This is a genomic window from Sorangium sp. So ce124 (assembly GCF_051525235.1).
In the GTDB taxonomy this organism is placed as follows: Bacteria; Myxococcota_A; Polyangia; order Polyangiales; family Polyangiaceae; genus Sorangium; species Sorangium atrum.
In genome coordinates, this window is the sequence record NZ_CP150312.1 from 12,337,995 (window position 1) to 12,358,488 (window position 20,494).

Sequence of the window (20,494 nt, forward strand, 5' to 3'; positions counted from 1 at the left end):
CGCTCGGCATGCTGAACCTTGTCATGGGCTCTCTGCGGTCCTGTCTCGGGGAGCGGCATGCGTCAGCCATCCCACAGATGGGCGACGCGGCTGTAGCTCTGGATGCCCTCCGGTAGCCCATCGTCTTGCACGTCGACGACGAGGCACTCTGCAGTCCCCCCGTTCTCGGGGCCGCGCAGGCCGCGACCGACCATCTGCTCGTACCGCAACGCGCTCGTCGTTGGCCGCGTGATGCAGACCACGTCCGCGCGAGGAGCGTCGAAGCCCGTCGTCAGCACGCCGACGTTGCAGAGGAATCGTAGGCCGTCACCGTCACGGAAGCGCTCGATGACAGCAGCGCGCTCGGCCCTCGGTGTCTGCCCGGTCACCACTGCGGCGCAGCCATCGTCCAGGGCGTGGTTCAGGGCGACGGCGAGGACCTCCGCGTGCGCGACGGAGCACGCGAAGACGAGTGCGCGCCTGCGCTTCGGGAGCCGGCCGAGGCGCTTGAGGATCCGGGCGTTGCGGTCGTGCTCGAGCCCGAGCTGCGCGACGTAATCGCCGGGAAGGTCCCTGAACTGCTCGAAGCGGCGAAGCTGAGCGTCCGTCATCGCGCGGGTCCCCTCAACGCGGAGCCGCTCCGCGTTGACCTGAGCGAGGATTCCCCGCTGCTGGAGGGCCTGGATCGGCTTCTGGCCCAGTGAGTCAGGGCGTAGGAGCTGCTTCTGGAAGTACCGCTGGAGCGTCGCGCTCTCCTCGTCGTTCGAGCGCCACGGCGTCGCGGACAGGCCGATGACGGGGGCCGCTCCCTGCAGCGCACGCCATTCACGCTTCGCGCAAAGCCCAAGCGCTACGAGCACTTCGCGCTGCGTGTGCGTGATGAGCGAGTGAGCTTCATCCACGACGGCGCACGCGAGCCGCCGGGTCGGGAAGCTCTCAAAGAAGTCCGGCCTGTTGTCCACCCAGCTCGCGAGTTGATCGATGCCTGCGACCAGCACGGTGGGCTCGTCGCCGATCTCGATCGAATCCGGATCGCGCCCACCCCAGAGCCGCACGATGCTGAGCGGCGGCGTTCTACGGATGATCTTCCCCGCGCGCTGCGGCGGCACCTGCCAGACTTGCCGGAAGCACTCCCACGCCTGCCGCTGGAGCTCGTCACTCTGCGCGATCCAGAGCACGACATTGCACCGCTGCCGCTCCTCGGCGAGGTGATCGCAGATCGCCTCCACGGCCACGCGGGTCTTGCCGGCCCCGGTGGGGAGCGACAGCAACGCCGTTTCCCCGGTGCCGCCAAGGAGCATCTTCCGGATGGCGGCGTACACCTCGATCTGGAAGTCGTGCAGCGGCGGCAACGGCTCGACCGGCACGACCTCCTCGTCGTCGGGCAGGGGGTTCGATCGGCACTTCGCGAGCAGCTCGGGCAGCCCGGCGATCTCGCAGAAGCGGCGCGCCCAGGTGCTGCCCTGGTGCCAGTAGGCTGCCATCACGCGCGAGCCTGCGCCTTGCTGCGTCATGTTGCCGTGCAGCGGCGCCGCGCGCCGTCCTCCGACCTCGCGGTAGAGGGCCTCGAGCTTCTTGTATCTCGTCGTCGGCAGGTTCTGGAGGATCTTCTCCCGGAGCCACGGGCCGGTTGCGCCGTCGGACAGCAGCCGATGGCCCAGGAGATCGACGACTTCGGCGATCGGACGCGAGGGTGCCCCGGGCGACAGGTTTCCCGATCCACGGAGCGCCGCCCGCACGGCGTCGAGCCGCTCGCCCACCCGCGCGCCCTCGTCGCTCGCGAGGAACCCGTCCCAGTCCTCGCGCGAGAGCCGCGACAGCACCTGCTCAATCTGCGCTCTCTCTTCCTTGTCCATGGCCTTACTCGAGGAGCTTCTTGATGGTGCGCGCCATCTCTTTCAGGGCGAGCGTATCGAGCGCGCCCCGCTCGCCTTCCTGCGACGTGAACAGCGTCTTCCTCAGCACGAACCCGTTGCGCTCGTAGAAGTTGCGCTTCCAGTCCCAGCCGCGGCGGTAGTCCTCGCGGTCGAGCATGCCGAGGTGCTCCCAGATCACCAGGTCGCCGTCGGGCATGACGAACGAGAAGTCGGGGCGGACGCGACGTGCCTCGGCTTGGCCGTCGTAGGCGCGCTCGTACTCGTACTTGACGTCGAGCTCCCACAGGATGTTGGCGATGACGAGCTCGGACTTGCTGCGCACGAGGTGGCCCTTCGCGGCCCGGTGGATGAGGTGCTCGGCATAGGGCACCTCGTCCTCGCCCTGGCGGACTGCGCCCTGGAAGAGGTTGGTGTTGCGGCGTGCCGTCTCGGAGCGCTCCGGGCGGGTGAGGTCGAACAGCGTCGTCGCGTCGCTCCCCTCGACGAGAAGCACCAGCCGTTCGCGCGAGCGCGTGAGCGCGGTGTAGACGAGCTCGCGCGTGAGAAGACGTGAGCCCTTGGGCAGGACGACGAACACCTTCTTGAACTCGCTGCCCTGGGCCTTGTGGACCGTGAGCGCGTAGGCGAGCTCGAGCGGCGCACGCCCGTCGCCGAACTGGCTGGGCCAGTAGTCGAACGTGACGTTCGAACGGCCTGCGAAGGCCACCTTGAGGTTGTCCTTCACCTTGCTGACGAGCCCCATCTCCCCGTTCGCGATGTCGAACTCGCAGGCGTTCCGCTCCTTCCAGTCGTACGCCTTGCGCCGCTGGTTCACGGTCTGGATGACCTTGTCCTTCGCCACGATGGTCTCGTCGCCGAGGCTCGGGGCCCATCGTCTCACGGCAGCGTCGAGCTCCTTCGCGCGGAACTGCCGCTGGATCCACCGGTTCAGGTCATGCACCCCGTGGGGGTGCATGCGTACCGGGGAGAGGATCTGCCACCGCTCCGAGCCGTCGGGCTTGTCGAACGGGACCCACCCCTTGTCGTTGAGGCCCAGCGCTCCGTCGAAGCTGGCGACGTCGCTCGCGTCCTTCACGCCGAGGTGTCGCGCGAAGGCCTCGAGCAGCTTCGCCCGCAGCTCGTCGGGCGTCTTCCAGAGCACCACCTCGAGGTCGTTGAACGGCGTGCCCGCTTCGAGATCGCCGAGGACGCGGTCGGCGTCGATGGGCTGCGGCTCCCTGGTGAACCACGATGCGAGCCGCAGCGTGTCCGACGGCTCGCTCGACGATGCCAGCGTACGCACCTCCACGGTGAGCCGAGCGAGCGCGTCGCCGAGCGGCGTTCCATCGTCGGCCGCTGCGGTCGTCGTCTCCAGGAACGCGACGAGATCCGCGAACGGGCGGCCCACACCGATAGGCGGAAGCTGGTTCGGATCGCCCACGAGGATGACCCGCTGCACATGAGCTAGATCGATCGCTTCGAGCACGGCGAAGAGATCGTCCATCGTGAGCATCGAGGACTCGTCGATGACGATCGTCTTCTCCTGGCGGTACTTCTCCTTGCCCTCGAAGCGTGGCCGCTGACGGGCGCCGTCGTAGCGCTTGAGGCGATGGAGGAACTGCGCCACCGTCATTGCCTCGGCGTTCGTCGCTTTGGCGAGGCGGACGCGGGCCTTGCCGGTGGGGGCGAGGAACAAGATCCCGTCCTTGGCGAGCGGCGGGCAGAGCATCAGTGCGCCCAGGACCGACGTCTTCCCTGAGCCCGCGCGCCCGATGAGGACGCTGAGACGACGCGACGTGAGACGCGCGAGCGCGCTAGACTGCTCGGCGATCGCCAGCGCGCGGCGTTCGTTCTTGGGGTCGAAGCTCCCGCCCGCGCCCGTGATCGCCTCGACGAGGAGCGTCTTCCAGTCGGCCTTCACGGGCATGATCGGCTTACCGGCCCGCTTCGACAGCGTCGACCGCAGACGGTCCTCGCGCCCCTTGAGCTCGGTGAGCTGAAGGGCAGCGGTCGACGTGCCCCTGTCGTCGGTCACGACATCGACGAGCTCGATCACGTTCTGGAGCGCCGAGCGGTTCGCTGCCGGCCAATTGCTCCCGACAACGCACGGGTGTGCGAGATCCATTTTGGCGACCTCCTGGAGCGCGTCTGCGGTACCGAGGAGCGAGTCGCCTTGCTCGGCCGCCCGTCGCAGCACCGCGACCATGGCGGCCCGGATGCGCCGGGGATCGTTGGGTGACCCCACCGCTGAGGGCGCCGGCACCGGATGCTTCGCGGCGATGGTCGCCTCGGGGAGCAAGCCGCGATCGATCATGCCAACGGACACGGGCGAGTCGTTCCAGTTTCCGAGATCGACCTCGCTCATGCGATAGGGGTTCTCGAGGATCTCTCGGTCGGAGACCTTGGCCGTGGTTCCCCGCGCCCGCTCGGCCACATCGTACCAGCGCTTCGCCTGCGCGGACGTAAGCGCGAACCGGGAGAGCAGCCGGAGCAGATTCCGCTGCTCGTCGGTGAGATTCGTCCAGGTCTCGCGAACCGCCTCGAGGTCGGGAGCGTAGGCGCGCTGCGGTGGCTTCTTCTTTCCCCGGAGGATCGCGTCGACGACGGGCCACGGATCCGCATCCCGCGCCACCGCGTTCGAGGAGAGGAGCTCGAGCGTGAGCGCCGTTCCGAGGCGCAGCCCGAGCGCTTCGAGGGCGGGTCCAAGCCCAGGGAAGGCGCCGCGGTCCTTCCAGGTCGTCGCGATCTGAGCGTTGAGCCACTCCTCGCGGCGCTCCCACGGACCCTTCGCGACGCCGTGCGTCCGGATCCGGCGTACGGCTTCGAGGCATCGAACAAGCGTGGAGAGCGCGATGTCGGCCGGCGCGAGCTCGGCCGCGTACGAAAAGACCCGCACGTGTGCGGGATCGGCAGGGACGGCGATCTCCCTGAGCTGCGTGAGCCGCCGGGCGTCTTCGCGGGGATCGCCGGTCGGCTCGAGGTAGTCGTGGTACGGCAGCAAGAAGCCGTCATCGCCGTCAGGGCGGATCGAGTGCTGGAGCAACCGGTCCCACATCCCGTACGAGGGCTTCTTCTTCGCGGTATCGTAGGACTTCGGCGGCGCGATGGCCGTGATGCGCCCGACGCCCATGACCAGGCGCGAGATCGTATCGCCGAGCGGCTGCCCCTCCTTGCAGTAGAAGAACACGAGCGACCGCTCGGGAACGAGGCGACCGAAGAAGAGCTGGAGCAGCGCTTCTTGGCGCGACCTCCCGAAGACCCAAGGACTCGAGAACGGCGCTTCTTCATCGGGCGGCAGCGGCTCGGGGAGCTTCGCGTCGATGGCTTCCTGCTCGTTGCTGAGCATCCAGGCGAAGGGCACGACGAAGGTGGAGTACGGCGGCGCCTTGACGAGCGTGGGCACGAGGTGCCCGTGCGTCTCCTCGGCCTTCTTGATGCCGGCGTAAGGATGGGTGAAGCGGCGTGTCCACGCTTCCGGGCTCATGAACGCGCCGGACTCGGCCTGGCAGGGCGGCACATCGTCGGGCTTGAGGCCGCTCCACGGTCTCCCAGCCAGGGTGTCTTCTTGCGCATCGTCGCGCTCCTCGCGGATCCGGTCGAGCGCGGTGCAGAAGGAGTTGCAAGACGGGACGCGGCAAACGCGCCCGTTCCAACGCGAGTCGTGCCAGGCGACGCGAGCGGTCAGGTGGAACATGTCTCGAGGCCCCCCTTCGGATGAGCTGCCGATGGTACGCTGCCGACGCCCATGCGGACCAGCCGTTCCCGGCGCGACGCTTCCAGGAAGCGCACGCCCTTCGATACGGCTGTGTTTGCCGCCATTCGGCCGCCTTGCTCACTGCGGTCGCCGAGCAGCCGCTCCTACGTCACCGTCGTCATGAGGACCGTGCCGACCTCCGAGGCGAGCGCCGCCGGCGGCAGCGCGACGTGCGCTAGGCTCGCTGCCTCGACGTTGAACCGCCCCGCGAGGTAGCGGAAGAGCGCCGCCTGCGGCGAGCTGCCCGTTCAACGCAGCCGTCGCGGGCCGGTCGTACATTTTGGCCTCGATCGCGATCAGCGCTCGCCGAAGCCTGACGATGTAGATCAGCACGTCGGGCGTGTCCTTCGTCGTGGAGTCGAACGAGGGCACACGCCACATCTTGGTGGAGCACGAGGAGGTCGCGCGATTGGGCGCGGGCAGCGCCCCGATGTTGCTCGCTGAGCTCAGGGGGCTTCGCGCGGCCGGGATCACCATCGATTACGTGCTTCCTGAGGAGCGCACCTTCGCGCTGAAGGGGCGCGGCTTTGCCGACCGCGACGAGTACGAGGAGCAGAACCATCGGCTCGGGAACCTGACCCTCGTCGAGGAGCGCATCAACAGCGCCGCGCAGAAGAAGACACCCGAACAGAAAGCATCCGCCGATGATGTCTATAAGGACAGCAAGCTCGTCGCGACACGACAAATCGGTGTGGCGAGCCAGGCGAACAACAAGTTCGATCGCGACGCGGTGGAGGCTCGCACACAGGAACCCATCGACTTCTGCCTCAAGCGCTGGCCGCCCTAGTCGTGAGCTGCGTCCTCGGCTGGGACAGATTCGGTCGGGCGCTGCGGCGTTCTTCCCGTGGGTCCGTGTCGGCCCGTACCAGTCTTGCGGCAATTGTCAACGCATGCGATGACCCAGGCGCGGCCAGGACCAGTGCCGCGGCCCTCGCGAGATCGCCCATGCGGGGCGTGGTCGGATCCAGCGAAGTCGATGCATCGGGGGGCGCGAAGATGGCCTTCTGCGGCTGCGCCGTCTGGGCGCTGAGCGGCAAAAGCTCTGCTTCAGCTGGCGCTGCAGAAAGTACTGTTGCATTCGATGCCGATTGTGGCGCCGCACGTACGGACGCATGCAACGCGTCGAGCATCGCGAAGAACTTCTTGGACGCTGCTTCCCTCACGTGCGCGGGCCAGTTCTTCCGCCAGATTTCAGCCCGACCTTGGAACGGCAAATTTAGCGCGCCGCTCCTGTATCCCTCGATGATCTGCACGACCACCGCTTCGATCTCCTCCTCCGTCGGGTTGTGCAGCACCACCTTCGGCGGAGCCGGCGCGCTCGTCGCATTCGCAGCCGGCAGCGGCGTGAGAGTAGATCCCAAGGGCGGAAGCGTACGGCTCGGTCCCGCGGGAGCTGGGGCCGCGCTTCCTGACCCGTTCACATGGCCCAGCGTGGGCCCGGGCCTCGTGCCGGGTACCTCAATGCTGAACGAGTTGACCTCACGGACCAATGTGAACAGATCGCTCGCCAGAAGCGCCATCGTTGCGCGGACGCGCTCGGGATCGCCTCGGCACGCCGCCATGTAGTCGGCGAAAGTAGATGAGCCGTCGAGGAGCCCTCCATGACGTTCTGAGAACCGATTCTTAGCAGCGAGAATCCGATGGAACAGGTCGTGAAGCGGCGTCGTCGGCGCATGCTTATCGCGGCACGTCTGGGCTTCGCCGTGTCCCGACGGCTCGGCAGCAGGCTCCGCGACTGAACGCACGAGCGCGCGGATCCTCTCCTCGATCTTCTCGAGCGCGATGCCGATCTCCTGCGCCTCTTGTGCGAGTGCCGGATCCAAGTCGTGGACGAGACGCCCCCATCGCTTCCCCACCTCGTGAAGCGAGCCCGTGACCTCGCGCATGCGTGCGGTGCTCTCGCCGCCTTTCCTGCTCCGTAGGTTCTTCCTCTCGGTCGCTCTCGCATCTCCCTCAAGCATCGCGACCGCTGACTTGACGCTCTTCGTGCGGCCGTCGACGAGCAACTGCGTGACGGACACCTGTTGCTCTTGAGGCAGCCGGGTGAGCTGCATCAGGAGGACCTTCTCGTCCTCGAGCGGGGTGCCATAGAGGAGCTTGGCCGCCCTGGGAGCCAGCTCCGTGGCGATGCGGATCTCTTCCCGCACGGACCGCTCCGACGTACCGAGCTTGTCGGCCGCATCCGACGCGAAGGCCGGTGCAACGGAAATAATTTCCGTTGCCGCCTCGGCTGCCGCCTTTGCGCGACCCCCTCGTGCATGCTGGCGTGCCTCGGGATGGACGGCCTCGTACAGCTCCTTCTTACGGGCGAGCAGCCGGCCTCGCTCGAGCACCGAGAAGCGGCGCCGGACGATGTTCTCGTCGATCTCCGCGAGCTCGCGCTCGAGCATCCCCCACGTGGCGGTGCGCGCCGGGATGTGCGTTCGGCCAAGCTCCACGAAGGCGGCGATCCGGTTGCGGCCCGTCACCAGCTCACCCTCCGGCGTGAGGATGATCGGGTTCAACAGATCCACCTCGGCGATGGACGCGGCGAGCTGACGGACGGTCGCGGGGTCGGGCTCGCGGTGCGGCGGGATGGCGATGTTCTTGATCGCGACCATGTGCACCTCCCTGTGCACGGCTTCGGTCGCGTCCAGCATGGACGGTGTGGCACCGAGGCCTGACCTCGTGGTCCGCTTCGGCTTCGGACTGGGCCTGCTCACTTTCGGGATCATCATGGTCTTCTCAACCGAACGGAGTCGTTCCGGCACGGCAAGTTTGCCCGGAGGACGAGAGCGCATCCACCACCGGCAAGCGCAACAGGGCCGGCGCGTGGGCGCCAGCAAGCTGCTCGGTCCCGAGGGACAGCGCGGAGATGTTGTCGTCGCCGGCCCCGTGGGCAACCGAGGACCCGACCGGGCGACGCGATGCCACCCGGCCCCGTTTTCCCCTGTTCTCTCGCCGCCGAGCGCCCTCCCGCCATTCACACGCCATTCACACGCCCACCGTCGCGAGGGGTCGCCCCGGGTCGCGTTCCGTCGCGTTCCAGCCTCCCACCCGAACCCCGCAGGGCTGTCCCAAGCACGCGATCAGGCTAGGTTTTTTGCCTGATCCCGCAGGGTTCGGGCGGAGGCCTTCCGCGACGCCGCCGAGGCCCCCTTCGGGTTTTGAAAACCGCCGTTGGGGCAACTCAACCAGGGGTTCGAATCCCTTCTCCTCCGCTGAATTCTTGAAGTAGTACTGAAACCTGGCGACGTTTCCGCGAGCGTCGGGAGCGGACGGCTGAGGCCACAGCGGCCCGGAGATTCGGCAAACTCTCGGCGCGGCACCGTGTCTGACACCGGCTCAGGGACGGTCCCAGTACCCGAGATGCTCGCGCCGGATCCTTGTTGTTCGTCGATCATGCCTTGGGATGGAACTCCTCTGGGACCTTCCAAACCAACCCGAGCTCCGCCTCTTCAGTCCCCAAGGTCATGTGACATCTACTCGAAGGGGAGGCCGGCACGGGGGGCGAGGATGGCGCCCTCGGCTCGGAGCCGCAGGGAATCGGTGCCGAGGAACACGGCCGCACCATGTGCCTCACAGGCGACGACGAACGCGCAAGCGAATGCGTCCCAGAGGTCGGCCCAGCTTGGATCGCCGGGAATCTTAACCATGGACCGAACGGTGCCACCTCGACGAAGCTCGGAGGACACGCTCGCCCGCTGGGCCTCGAGGCGCTGCTGCATCTTCTTGGTCGGAGTGCTGGAGGCGCGTCCGAGCTGGTTTCCTGGTCGGGTAGGCCGAGGAGAGCGCCCTGAAGGACGCCCTCCCCGGCCCCCCACGGATCCGGACGTGCAGAATTCCCGCATCCGGCTCTTCAGATCATGGATTCGCTGCTCGCGGCGTGTATGGGCGCGCAATACGCGGCTGCTGGAGCGGGTACCGCTCCAGCAGCGCGTGCATCCGGTCCCAGTTCACGCGGGCGCGTTGCGAGCGGCGATCAAGCCACTTGCGCCACGCGCGGGTGACCTCGTGCAGAAAGCGTCGAAGGGCCTCCACGTTCCCGGTGATCCCGAAGTACCCGTAGTGCCCCATGAGCTTCTGCACGAGGGCTTGCTGTTGCGCTCGTAGGTCATCGTGCCGGTGCTTGCGGCACCAGTCGGCAACCCGTCGGAGCGCTCGTCGAAAGCGGTCCTTGGCGGTCGATCGACGTACGATCCACTTCCCGGCGCGTGACTTGCCCCAGTAGTGGGTGAAGCCGAGCAGATCGAAGGTCCCTGGCCGGAGCGGTGCGCCACCGCTCACGAGCGGCGCGCGTCGATCAGGCCGCCGGAACTCGACCAGCCGCGTCTTCTCCGGATGCAGCGTCAGGCCGTACTTGCCGAATCGCTTCGGCAGCACGGCCATCACCCGGCGCGCGTCCTGCTCGTGCTCGAAGAGGAGCACAGCGTCGTCCGCGTAACGGACGACGTGCGCTCGACCCGACAGACGCGGCTTGACCTCTCGGTCAAACCACACGTCGAGCACTTCGTGCAGGTAGATGTTCGCCAAGATCGGCGACACTACCCCGCCCTGCGGGCTGCCCGCGTCCGGGTACATGATGCCCCCGGCCTCGAACACACCCGCAGCGAGCCACTTGTCAACGAGGCGCAGCAGCACCCCGTCGAGCACCCTGCGGCGCAGGATCTCCCGGAGGCGTCTGTGATCCAGCGTGTCGAAGAACTTGCGCACGTCGACGTCGAGGATCCACCCGCCCGCAAGCCGCGTCGTCTGGAGCCAGAGAGCTTGCAGCGCTTGATGCGCGGAGCGACCAGGCCGGAAGCCGTACGAGCCGTCGATGAAGTCTTGCTCGTAGACAGCCTCCAGCATCATCGCCACCGCGCGTTGCAGGACCTTATCCTCGAAGGTTGGAATGCCGATGGGCCGGGTCTCCGTCCCATCGCTCCCCTTCGGGATGTGGACCCGCCGCACGGGCGGCGCGCGGTACGTGCCCGACTTCGCGCGATCAAGCAGCGACCGGAGGTTGTCCTCCAGGTTCGCCGCGTACTGCTTCGCGGTCTGCCGGTCCACGCCCGTCGCGCCGTCCTTGCGCGTGCGCCGGTACGCCTCCTGAAGCCAGGCGAGATCGACGTGATGGGCGAGTGTTGTGAACGCCATGCCGGGCGCCTCCCGCGCCCGCGATGCTATCCGTTCGAGTTTCGTGGAGATGGTGGCGGAGCTCGGTGTCTTCGTCATCTTTCCCTCGAACGGGTCCGTGACCTGGTGCCGCCCTTTGCTCGGCGGGGTCCCTCGGGCCGGTTCCCCCGCGTCACTGCTCGTACTGCGGCACTCCGACTTCCCGACGCCCCCGCTCCGCTCGCTTGCGCTCTGCTCGGCGGTTCCACGTACCGTGGAGGTGTCGGGATCTCCCAGGTTCCTGGGGAACCCTCCCGTGCATGCCCTGCTCTCCGACCTCGGCGGGACCGCTGCACCGGACCATCAGGGCAGTGCCCATCCTTGGGCGCAGCGATGTTGCCTTCCACGTTTTCAACCGCGTCGGCTCCCGCAACAACCATAATTTCGAGGCTCAATCGCACGGCCTGCACGCTCGCTGTCTACGCTTCGCAGCCACGGTCGCCCGTGCACCACGCAAGACTCACTTCCGGCTGGTGGCCCACCTTGGCCGGGCGGGGTTCGAACCCGCTGGGTTCCACCGCGAGGTTTCCGCTCTGGTTCGCTACGTCATCGCTTCCTCCTCGCCCAGGCTTCGCCTGGCGCACTGAAATCCCAGGTCACGGCGACCAGACGCTCGAGCAAGGCCCGCGCGTCGCCGCCGAGCACGCCGCGCTGACCGTTGGCGCGAGCATAGGTGTCGCTCGGGAACGCCTCGCGGACTCGCACCTCGCCGGCACGCGGCCCCTCGATTTCGAGAGCTCCGTGGCCTCCGTCGACCAGACCGGCGACGCAAAGCGTTGCGATCTGCTCGACGCCAGCCTCAAAGGGCAATACGCCCGCTTGCGCAAGTAGGTCGCGGAGTACGACGAGGCCGACCAACTTCCAGAAATACCGCTGCTGAAGTGGCGTTTCGCTCTCGATGGTCGCGAAGCGGCGCATCTGGGCCAGGAACTCTGTGCGGGCAGGGGTCTTGAACGAGTTCACTGCCGCCGACTCGGTGTCTCGTTGCTCCTCGCCTGGCCTCGCGAAACCGCAGGGCGCATCCACGGCCGCGCCGTACACCCCGGCTTTGTCGCACAGGCGGGCCGACCATTGCCGCACCAGCGCTGAGCGCTCGAGAATGTTACGCACGCCCAGCTCGACCGCTGGAGTGAGCCAGGTGCTGCGAGCGAGATCCAGGAAGCCCGCCGCGTTGTTCACCGGCCATCTTGCATCCCCAGGTGCCTCACGAACCTGACCGCGCTCGAACGTTACCGTGACGGTTCCTGCGCCGTCGGATGCGATGAGGCACAGGTTCACGACCTTGCTTCGTGATGAGCCGACGTCGATCCCCAGCCATGCTCCCTTTCGGAAAGTCACGTCCTGCTCATGCTGTGCTTCCGCGGCGAAGTCACGCCGCGGCCGGGGTAGCCATGAACGAGCTCCTCGGGAAGTTGCACGTGGCGCCGACCAGAAGACACCTCGCGCCCGCTCCGAAGTACCATCCACCGGCCAGTGACTTCCCCGTTCCTCGAGGCCCCCGAATCCGCCTGGGTGGCGAGCAACGCGCTCGCCTTCGCGCTGCGCGACCGCTTCCCGGTCAGCCTCGGCCACACGCTCGTCGTCCCGCGCCGCCTCGTCCCGACCTGGTTCGACGCCACCGCCGAGGAGCGCGTCGCGATCTTCGAGCTGGTCGACACGGTCAAGCGGGACCTCGACGCCGAGCTCCACCCGGACGGCTACAACGTCGGGATCAACGCCGGTGAGGCCGCAGGGCAGACCGTGATGCACCTGCACGTCCACGTGATCCCGCGCTTCCGCGGCGATGTGGACGACCCGCGCGGCGGCGTGCGCCACGTCATCCCGGGCCGGGGGAACTACCTCGCCGAGCGAGCCCCGCCGCTCGCGACAGGCGGCGCCGAGGACCCCTTCTTGCGCCACCTCGCGCCGGTCTTCGCGCGCGCGACCGACATCGCCATCCTCTCGGCCTTCGTCCAGGAGAGCGGCCTCGATGTCCTGGAGAGCCACGTGTTCGCGGCCCTCGCGCGCGGCGCTCGCGTCCGGCTCGTCACCGGCGATTACCTCCACATCACCCAGGCCACGGCCCTCGCCGAGCTGCTCGACTGGGCCGGTGGCAACGCCGCCCTTTCGGGCGCCGAAAGTACCTGGGGCAGCTTCGAGGCGCGCGTGGTCGAGGTCGACACGCTTCCCGGCAAGCTCCGCTCGTTCCACCCCAAGTCGTGGCGCTTCGAGGGCCCGGGCTTCGGCGCCGTGTTCGTCGGGTCTAGCAACATCTCCCTCGCCGCGCTCGGTCACGGCATCGAGTGGAACCTCCGTGTCGACCGACACCGCGATCCGGACGCGTACGAGGCCGCCGCCGGCGCCTTCGAGCGCTGGTGGTCCCGCGCCCGGCCGCTCACGGCCGACTGGGTCGAGAGCTACGCCGGACGCGCGCGGCAGGCCACTGTGGGCCTGCCGCCCGGCGAGGAGGACGCCGAGCCCACCGAGCCCCCGCCTCCGCCGCACGCCGTCCAGCGCGAGGCGCTCGCTGCGTTGCACCGGAGCCGCGCCGAGGAGGGGCGGCGTCGCGCGCTCGTGGTGCTCGCCACCGGCCTCGGCAAGACGTACCTCGCCGCGCTCGACGTCGAGGCCTGGGCCGAGCACCACGGCCGCCGTCCGCGCGTCCTCGTGCTCGCCCACCGCGAGGAGCTCCTCGTCCAGGCCGCCCGGACCTTCCGTCGCCTCCTGCGGGGCGGCGCTGCGCGCTTCGGCTGGTGCGCCGGGAGCGCCGGTGAGCTGGCCGGCGATGTCGTCTTCGCCTCGGTGCAGAAGCTGTCCCGTCCCGAGCACCTCGCGCGCCTCGTCCCGGGGAGCTTCGACTACGCCATCGTGGACGAGGTCCATCACGGCACCGCGCCGAGCTACCGCGCCATCCTGGACCGGCTCGATCCGGCCTTCTTGCTCGGCCTGACCGCCACGCCCGAGCGCGCCGACGGCGCGGACGTCGTCGGGCTGTTCGACGATCACGTCGCCTACCGGGCGGACATCGGCGCCGGCATCGAGCGGAAGCTGCTCGTCCCCTTTGCGTATTTCGGCCTCAGGGACGAGACCGATTACCGCGCTGTCACCTTCCAGAACCGGAGGTTCGAGCCAGGAGAGCTGGAGAAGGCCATCGACACGGATCGACGCCTCGAGCAGATGTGGCGCGCGTGGCAGGCGCACCCGGGGGAGCGCACGCTCGTGTTCTGCTGCTCGATCCGGCACGCGCACCATGCCTGCGACTTCCTTGCCGCCCGAGGTGTTCGCGTCGCCGCGGTCCATTCCGGTCCGGAATCGGCGCCGCGCGAGGATGCCCTGGCGGATCTCGTCACTGGCAAGCTCGATGCGCTGTGCGCTGTCGATCTCTTCAACGAGGGCATCGATCTGCCGAACGTCGATCGCGTGGTGATGCTCCGTCCCACGGAGTCTCCTGTCGTCTTCTTGCAGCAGCTCGGCCGCGGCCTGCGCGTCGCGGACGGGAAGGCGCGCCTCACCGTGCTCGACTTCGTGGGCAATCACCGCGTCTTCCTCGACCGCGTGCGAACGCTGGTCTCGCTCGGCTCCGAGGCGTCCGATCTGCGCGATTTCCTTGGCGGCATCGGCGCCGCGCGCCTGCCGTCGGGCTGCACGGCGGACCTCGATCTCGAGGCCAAAGAGCTCTTGCTCAGCCTGCTTCCTGCCCGCGGGAAGAGCGAGGTGGAGCGCGCGTACCGCGATCTCCGCGACGCGCGCGGCGAGCGCCCGACGGCCGGCGCGCTGTTCCGGATGGGCTACCGGCCTGCCACGCTGCGGCCAGCCCACCAGGGCTGGTTCGATTTCGTGGCTTCCGAAGGCGATCTGAGCCCGCCTGAGCTCAGGGTCCTTCGCGCCGCCGGCGCGTGGCTCCGGGAGCTCGAGATCACCGCGATGAGCAAGTGTTACAAGATGGTCACGCTCGAAGCGCTTCTCGAGACGGGGGCCCTCTTCGACGGGATCTCGATCGTCGAGCTCGCGCGCAGGAGCCAATCCATTCTCGCCCGCTCTCCGGAGCTCTCCCGCGATCTCGACGGCGTGGCCGAGCTGGGCGGCGGCCGAAGGTTCGACGAGCCGCGCTTCGTCAGCTACTGGAAGGAGAACCCCATCGCCGCGTGGACGGGCGCGCGAGGCCGCCGCTGGTTCGCGCTCGACGGGGACCGCTTCGTCTCGAAGCTCTCCTGTCCTCCAGGCCACGAGGAGGCCTTCGCCGCGATGACGCGGGAGCTCGTCGACTACCGGCTCGCCATGTACCGCGCGCGCCACCGCGAGGACGGCTCCGGCGCGTCGTTCTCGGCCAAGGTGCTGTGGAACAAGCGCGACCCCATCCTCAAGCTGCCCTCGCGCGCAGCCCGCCCTGACCGGCCTTCAGGGGACGTCGACGTCCGCCTTCCGGACGGTGAGGTGTGGCGCTTCCGCTTCATGAAGGCGTTCTGCAACGTCGCGCACCGCGTGGGCTCGCAGCGCAACGAGCTCCCCGATCTGATGCGCCGCTGGTTCGGCCTCGCCGCCGGCCGCCCCGGAACGGCGTTCCACGTGCGCTTCGTGCGCTCGCCCGATGGGCTATGGGTCGAGCCGGAGAGCCCCGAAGGGGCCTCGACGGCGCCGCGCGGCGCGCTCATCGCTTTCCCCGACCTGCGCGCGGCGGCCGGCGCCGCGGGCGCGCCGACGGAGCTCCCTCCCGATGCCGAGACGGTGCGGCTCCCGATCGTGGCCGCGCGTGGCGATGGGCTCTTTGCGGTGCGCGCTTCGGGCGACTCGATGGATGGCGGGCAGCGTCCGATCTGCGACGGGGACTGGCTGATCATGAGGTTCGCGCGCGGCGCCTCGTACGGTGCGCTGGACGGTAAGGTGGCGCTGCTTCAGGTACCCGATCGCGATCTGGGGTTTGCCTATCAGATCAAGCGGATCGTGCGCGATCGGTCGCGATGGCGGCTCCGCTCGGACAATCCGGATGGGCCATCGTACGAGGCCACGGCCGAGACAGTGCCTATCGCACTCCTGGTCGAGGTGGTCCGCCCCGAGGACATGGGCCCGAGCGCCGGCGAGCGCTTCGAGGACGACGAGGCCGCAGCCCGCGCGTTCGGGCTGGAGGAGCCGCCGCGGACCGGCCGTGTCGGCGGTCACCTCTTCTTCTGTCTGGAGACGCCCGGAGCGCTGGTCACGCCCGATCGCATTCGATCGCCGGTGCCAGCCCAGGAGCGCCGTCCTGGGGAGACGGCCTTCGTGCTCGCGCGGCCGCCCGGCGAGCCCGCCTGGCGATACCTTGGCGTGGCCCGTTACCTCGATGAGGAGGGACTCTGGGCCTGTCCGGGAATCGACCATGCCGCGTACCGCGCCCTGGGAGCAGGCCGCGCGGTATCCCGATCGCTCCCGGTGGGGACCCGGGAGCGCGCGCGGGCACTCGTGGAGGAGCTGCTCCGGCGGCCCGGCGCGGGCGCCTTCGTGGAGCGGGACGGCGGGCGGTGCAGGATCGTCGGCCGGGCCGACGGAGGTGGGCTGCGCATCGACGGTGGCCCGGGCGGCTTCGCGGAGCGGACGGTGTCGCTGACCGATCTCGCGTGGGTGATCGTCGCGCGCGACGACGTCAGGAAAAACGGCGGACTGCTGGACGAACAGCGGGTCAATCGGCTGCGCTATCTCGAGGGGACGCCGCGGGCATCGACGCGGTGGATCGACACGGGATGGGCGCTTGTGCTTGCGACGGACGGCGAAGGGTGATGGCGGCGTGGAGGGCGGGCTCGCAGCGGCTCGTCGCATTCCCTGGCAGCTCGTCGCAACCCGTGCCGATCGCCATGCCCGGTCCGCAATGCCTGACCTTTCTGCAGCGGCTATTGCAGGACTCCTTCCTTTGAGGCGTGCTATCGCGTTGCCCGCCTTCGCCGCGCCAGTAGCTCCTGCATAATAACGACGTGCGGCCAGCCGGTTCGGCCATCGTGCCGCCCCCGCCATCAGCACAGCCGCCATGACCGCACGGACGTACGCTCTGCAGCGGGCGACCTTGCTCGACGGACACGCTTCCCCGCGATAGCAGTTAAACTACCCCGGGGGATCACGTCGCCCGGGCGGCGCGACATGAGCGTAAGGGCGCGCACGCCGAGCACGGCTCTGGACACGAGGCCGCGCTCAGCGTGCGCGGGGGAGGTGGGAGCCTATGTTGAGCGGTGCTGATGTTTCGGTGCACCAGGGTAATATCCAGTGGGACGCGTTCGCCTCACGGCTCGATTTCGTCTTCATCCGGGCGACGTACGGGACGGAGGGGGTCGACAGAAGGTTCGCAACCAACCGCGCCGAGGCCGCGCGCTGCGGGCTCCTCCGGGGGTATTATCACTACGCATTGCCGCGCCTCGACCCCGCCGAGCAAGCGCAGAAGCTCTGCAGCGTTGTCGGCGACCTGGAGCCCGGGGAGCTCGACATCGTGCTCGATCTCGAGGAGACGCAGCACGCGGGCAACAACGGCCATGTCTGGACGTCGCAGGACACCCTGGCTCTTCAGGGGTGGACCCGTCGCTTCGTCCAGGAGGTGAAGTCGCGCTACCCGGGCCGCTCGGTCATCCTCTATACCCGCCATGACTTCTGGCACGATTGCCTCGGCGGCAGCTCCGAGTTCGTCGACTGCCCGCTCTGGATCGCGAACTATACCTACGGACTCGACTCGTTGCGGGCGAGGCCCCCGGCCAACCCGAAGGAATGGGCGGACTGGGCGCACAAGAAGCCGCTCAGCGCATGGGACCCCTGGTCCGCGTGGTCGTTCTGGCAGATCACCGCCAAGGCTGTGATGCCGGGCATCCGGACCAACACGGTGGACGCCAACCTGTTCAATGGAACGGTGAGCGAGCTGCGGCGCCTCGCCCGGCTCGAGGCCGGGTCCGTGACGTCCGAGCCGCTGCCCACGGCCGACGCGCTTTGCCAGAAGCTGCTCTCGCAGGCGGACGACAGATACATCTTCGGCCACGAGGTGCGGCTGACCGATCCCAACCCCTCCGCATTCGATTGCTCCGAGCTCATCGAGTGGGGCTGCGCCCAGCTTGCCGTCGAGCCCACGATGCCCGACGGCTCCTGGATGCAGGCGCGCCACGTGAAGGCGGCGCGGCTGCTCATGCCGGTGGACACGGCGATCGCGACCCGCGGCGCCCTCCTGTTCCGCTTCTCGGCGGACCCGTTCGCGGGCGGGCGCCCCGAGCACGCCCACGTGGCCATGAGCCTGGGCGACGGGCGCACCATCGAGGCGCGCGACACCGCGCATGGCGTCGGGGTGTTCCCGGCCCTGGACCGCGGCTGGACGCACGCGGGCCGGATACCGGGCCTCGACTACGGGGCCGCGCCGCCCGGCGGCGGGCTCGCGCGCGGCGCAAAGGGGCCCGAGGTGAAGGCCTGGCAACAGCACCTGTTGATGTGGCGCGCCGGGATCCTGCCGCGGTTCGGCGCGGACGGCGACTTCGGCGAGGAGACCGAGGCGGCCACGCGGATCTTCCAGCAGGAGATGGGGTTGCCCGTGACCGGCGCGGTCGGGCCCGAGACGCGCGACGCCATGCAGCGCGCGCTGCCGCGCCCGCCCTGCGCCCTCGAGCTGCCGCGCGCGCTGGGCCGAGCGCTCCTGGGCGTCGTCGGCCAGCGGGCGGCCGCGGGAGGCGCGGTGCGCGCCGCGGGGCCGCAGGCAGAGCTCCAGGGAGCGGCCGGCGGGCCCACGGCGATGGCGACTCCGGGCTACGACGCGGCCGGCACCCGCAGCTACACGTTCGCGCAGAGCGGCTTCCGGTTCACGGTGACGGCCACCCCCGAGCCGGTCGCGGCGGCCCGGGCGAACGACGCCGGGGGCGCCGTGGCGTTCTTCGCGTCGAGCCAGGCGCAGCCCGCGTCCGCGCAGCTGGCATCCGTGTTCGACGGGACGGGCCTCGACTGGCTGCCGCCGCGCGATCCGGGCGCGCTGACCGGCACGACGTTCTACGAGCAGGTCCGGGGCCTGTCGCTCGCGGCGCGGGAGGAGCTCTTTCTCCAGGAGGTGCTGCGGGGGAACGTGCCCGGCTTCCTGCGCCGCTTCCATCGCGTCACGGTGGAGGCGCCCGCCGGAAAGCGGGGCGTCGCGTACGTGTGCGCCGACTACCTGGCGATCGGCTCGGACACCGATTTCCTGCGCATGCCGCTCACCGGCGTCACCGCCCAGCGCGTCGCGGATGCGTGCGGCTGCGTGCTGCCGACGAAGAAGCTCGTGAAGGACATCTATGCCGCCTCGCGGAAGCAGACGGCCATCCCGTTCGATCCCCAGGACGGCACCCGGGTGGAGCGCTTTCGTGACCACCACCTGGCCATCGAGCAGCACCGCGCCGGCGAGCTCGGCGAGCTGCTCGCGGGACACAAGAAGGACGTCGTGGTGACGAACCGGTTGCACCACTACGCGCGCCGGCTGGCGATCTACGGCTTCTACAAGGCGGACGGCAAGCCGTGGCAGCCGCTGGACACGTCGCTCCGGCGGCGGCTGCCGCACGAGGACACCTACGTCGACTACAGCCACGGGGTGCGGCTGATCGGCGGACTGATGGCCCTCGGGTCGGAGCAGCGCTGCGTGGCCGACGTCCTGCTCGACCCGGCGCTGTGCGGTCTCGTGAGCGACGAGGGGATCATCAGCGTTCCGAGGTACGAAGTGCACCCGCTCGGGTGACCCGTGCGCTCGTGTTGCCGCGGCCGAACTCGGGGCGAGGGGAGGGGTGAGGGGCGAGGGGAGGGGTGAAACTCAGCTACACTCATCCGGTAGCAGGAGGAGACCCCCGCGATGGAGCTGAGACGCACGATGGCCATGGGCGGTCACGGCAGCCTGATCGACGCGCTCGCGTCGGTCAGCGAGGCGGAGCTGCTCGACGCGGTCGTCGCGCTCGCGAGGCCGCGGCACATGTTCCGCCAGCGCGCGGAGAACCGTCGCGCGGCGCAGCACGTCGCGGCGGCGCTCGAGGAGCAGGGCTACGCTGTCGAGATCGAGGGCGAGCTCGGGAACGTGGTCGCGACGCCTCGGGATCCGGTTGATCGCCCCATGATCCTCGTCGGGGCGCACTACGACAGCGTGCCCGACACGCCCGGCGCCGACGACAACGCGAGCGGGATCGCCGCGATGCTCGCCTGCGCGAGGGCGCTCTCGCGCTTCGATCCAGCCCCGCCCGTCGGCTTCGTGGCCTGGAACGGCGAGGAGGACGGGCTGCTCGGCAGCGTCGAGTTCGTGGCGCGGCATCGATCGCAGGGGGGAGGGCCGATCGCCGCCGTGCACGTGCTCGAGATGGTCGGCTACGCGAGCCACGAGCCGGGATCCCAGCGGATGCCGGTCCCGGTCCCCGGCGCGCCGGACGTCGGCGACTTCATCGGGCTGCTGACGAACCAGCGCTCGAACCACCTCGTGGAGCTCGCCGCGAAGCAGGCAGAGGCGATGGTGCCCGAGCTGCCGGTCGTGGGTCTCAAGGTCTACCTCGGCCTCGAGGAATGGCTCCCCGTGCTCCACCGGAGCGATCACTCGCCGTTCTGGAAGGCGAAGATCCCCGCCATGCTCTGGACCGACACGGCGGAGTTCCGCAACCCGAACTACCACCGCCCGACGGACACCCCCGAGACGCTCGACTACGGCTTCATGCGCCGCGTGACGCAGCTCGTCCTCGCGACGGTGATGCGGCAGGTCCGTACCGGCTGACCCCCCGGCTGTGCAACCACGTTGCTCTCGACGCGAGGAGATACGCGCCGAGCGCGGGCGCCAGGCTGCGCCGGGTGGCGACGAGCGGAC

Annotated in this window: 9 protein-coding genes; 4 read left to right on the forward strand and 5 right to left on the reverse strand. The window is 69.1% G+C overall.

The window, feature by feature from the left end; genetic code table 11:
* Positions 1 to 62: 62 nt before the first annotated feature.
* A complete protein-coding gene (locus WMF19_RS46345; protein WP_437896199.1) occupies positions 63 to 1,835 on the reverse strand; it encodes a DEAD/DEAH box helicase in 1,773 nt (590 codons plus the stop codon).
* 4 nt (positions 1,836 to 1,839) lie between these two features.
* Entirely contained in the window at positions 1,840 to 5,529 is a 3,690-nt protein-coding gene (locus WMF19_RS46350) for an AAA family ATPase (protein WP_437896200.1), read from the reverse strand.
* Between the two features lie 400 nt (positions 5,530 to 5,929).
* Between WMF19_RS46350 and WMF19_RS46355 the strand changes: the two genes are divergently transcribed.
* On the forward strand, positions 5,930 to 6,376 hold the full coding sequence (locus WMF19_RS46355; protein ID WP_437896201.1) for an HNH endonuclease family protein: 447 nt from the start codon (positions 5,930 to 5,932) through the stop codon (positions 6,374 to 6,376).
* Here WMF19_RS46355 and WMF19_RS46360 read toward each other — a convergent pair.
* The 3 genes from WMF19_RS46360 to WMF19_RS46370 all read right to left on the reverse strand — a co-directional run bounded on the left by WMF19_RS46360 (position 6,357) and on the right by WMF19_RS46370 (position 12,063).
* A complete protein-coding gene (locus WMF19_RS46360) occupies positions 6,357 to 8,189 on the reverse strand; it encodes a ParB/RepB/Spo0J family partition protein (protein ID WP_437896202.1) in 1,833 nt (610 codons plus the stop codon). The two genes, WMF19_RS46355 and WMF19_RS46360, sit on opposite strands and share 20 nt — an antisense overlap.
* A gap of 1,243 nt (positions 8,190 to 9,432) precedes the next feature.
* On the reverse strand, positions 9,433 to 10,707 hold the full coding sequence (gene ltrA / locus WMF19_RS46365; protein ID WP_437894755.1) for a group II intron reverse transcriptase/maturase: 1,275 nt from the start codon (positions 10,705 to 10,707) through the stop codon (positions 9,433 to 9,435).
* Between the two features lie 564 nt (positions 10,708 to 11,271).
* Complete coding sequence (locus tag WMF19_RS46370) at positions 11,272 to 12,063, reverse strand: hypothetical protein (protein WP_437896203.1); 792 nt, start codon at positions 12,061 to 12,063, stop codon at positions 11,272 to 11,274.
* 135 nt (positions 12,064 to 12,198) lie between these two features.
* Here WMF19_RS46370 and WMF19_RS46375 point away from each other — a divergent pair, with 135 nt between their 5' ends.
* The 3 genes from WMF19_RS46375 to WMF19_RS46385 all read left to right on the forward strand — a co-directional run bounded on the left by WMF19_RS46375 (position 12,199) and on the right by WMF19_RS46385 (position 20,404).
* On the forward strand, positions 12,199 to 16,455 hold the full coding sequence (locus WMF19_RS46375; protein ID WP_437896204.1) for a DEAD/DEAH box helicase family protein: 4,257 nt from the start codon (positions 12,199 to 12,201) through the stop codon (positions 16,453 to 16,455).
* Positions 16,456 to 16,912: 457 nt separating this feature from the next.
* The gene (locus WMF19_RS46380) at positions 16,913 to 19,393 is read left to right on the forward strand and encodes a GH25 family lysozyme (protein ID WP_437896205.1); all 2,481 of its coding nucleotides are present in this window, start codon (positions 16,913 to 16,915) and stop codon (positions 19,391 to 19,393) included.
* Positions 19,394 to 19,504: 111 nt separating this feature from the next.
* Positions 19,505 to 20,404, forward strand: a complete 900-nt coding sequence (locus tag WMF19_RS46385; protein ID WP_437896206.1) for a M20/M25/M40 family metallo-hydrolase — start codon at positions 19,505 to 19,507, stop codon at positions 20,402 to 20,404.
* Positions 20,405 to 20,494 lie beyond the last annotated feature (90 nt).

What these genes read in the sequence shown, in the direction of transcription:
- WMF19_RS46385 (WP_437896206.1), top strand. Translation starts at nt 19,505, where the DNA reads ATGGAGCTGAGACGCACGATGGCCATGGGCGGTCACGGCAGCCTGATC.
- WMF19_RS46345 (WP_437896199.1), bottom strand. Translation starts at nt 1,835, where the DNA reads ATGGACAAGGAAGAGAGAGCGCAGATTGAGCAGGTGCTGTCGCGGCTC.
- WMF19_RS46350 (WP_437896200.1), bottom strand. Translation starts at nt 5,529, where the DNA reads ATGTTCCACCTGACCGCTCGCGTCGCCTGGCACGACTCGCGTTGGAAC.
- WMF19_RS46360 (WP_437896202.1), bottom strand. Translation starts at nt 8,189, where the DNA reads ATGGTCGCGATCAAGAACATCGCCATCCCGCCGCACCGCGAGCCCGAC.
- ltrA (WP_437894755.1), bottom strand. Translation starts at nt 10,707, where the DNA reads ATGGCGTTCACAACACTCGCCCATCACGTCGATCTCGCCTGGCTTCAG.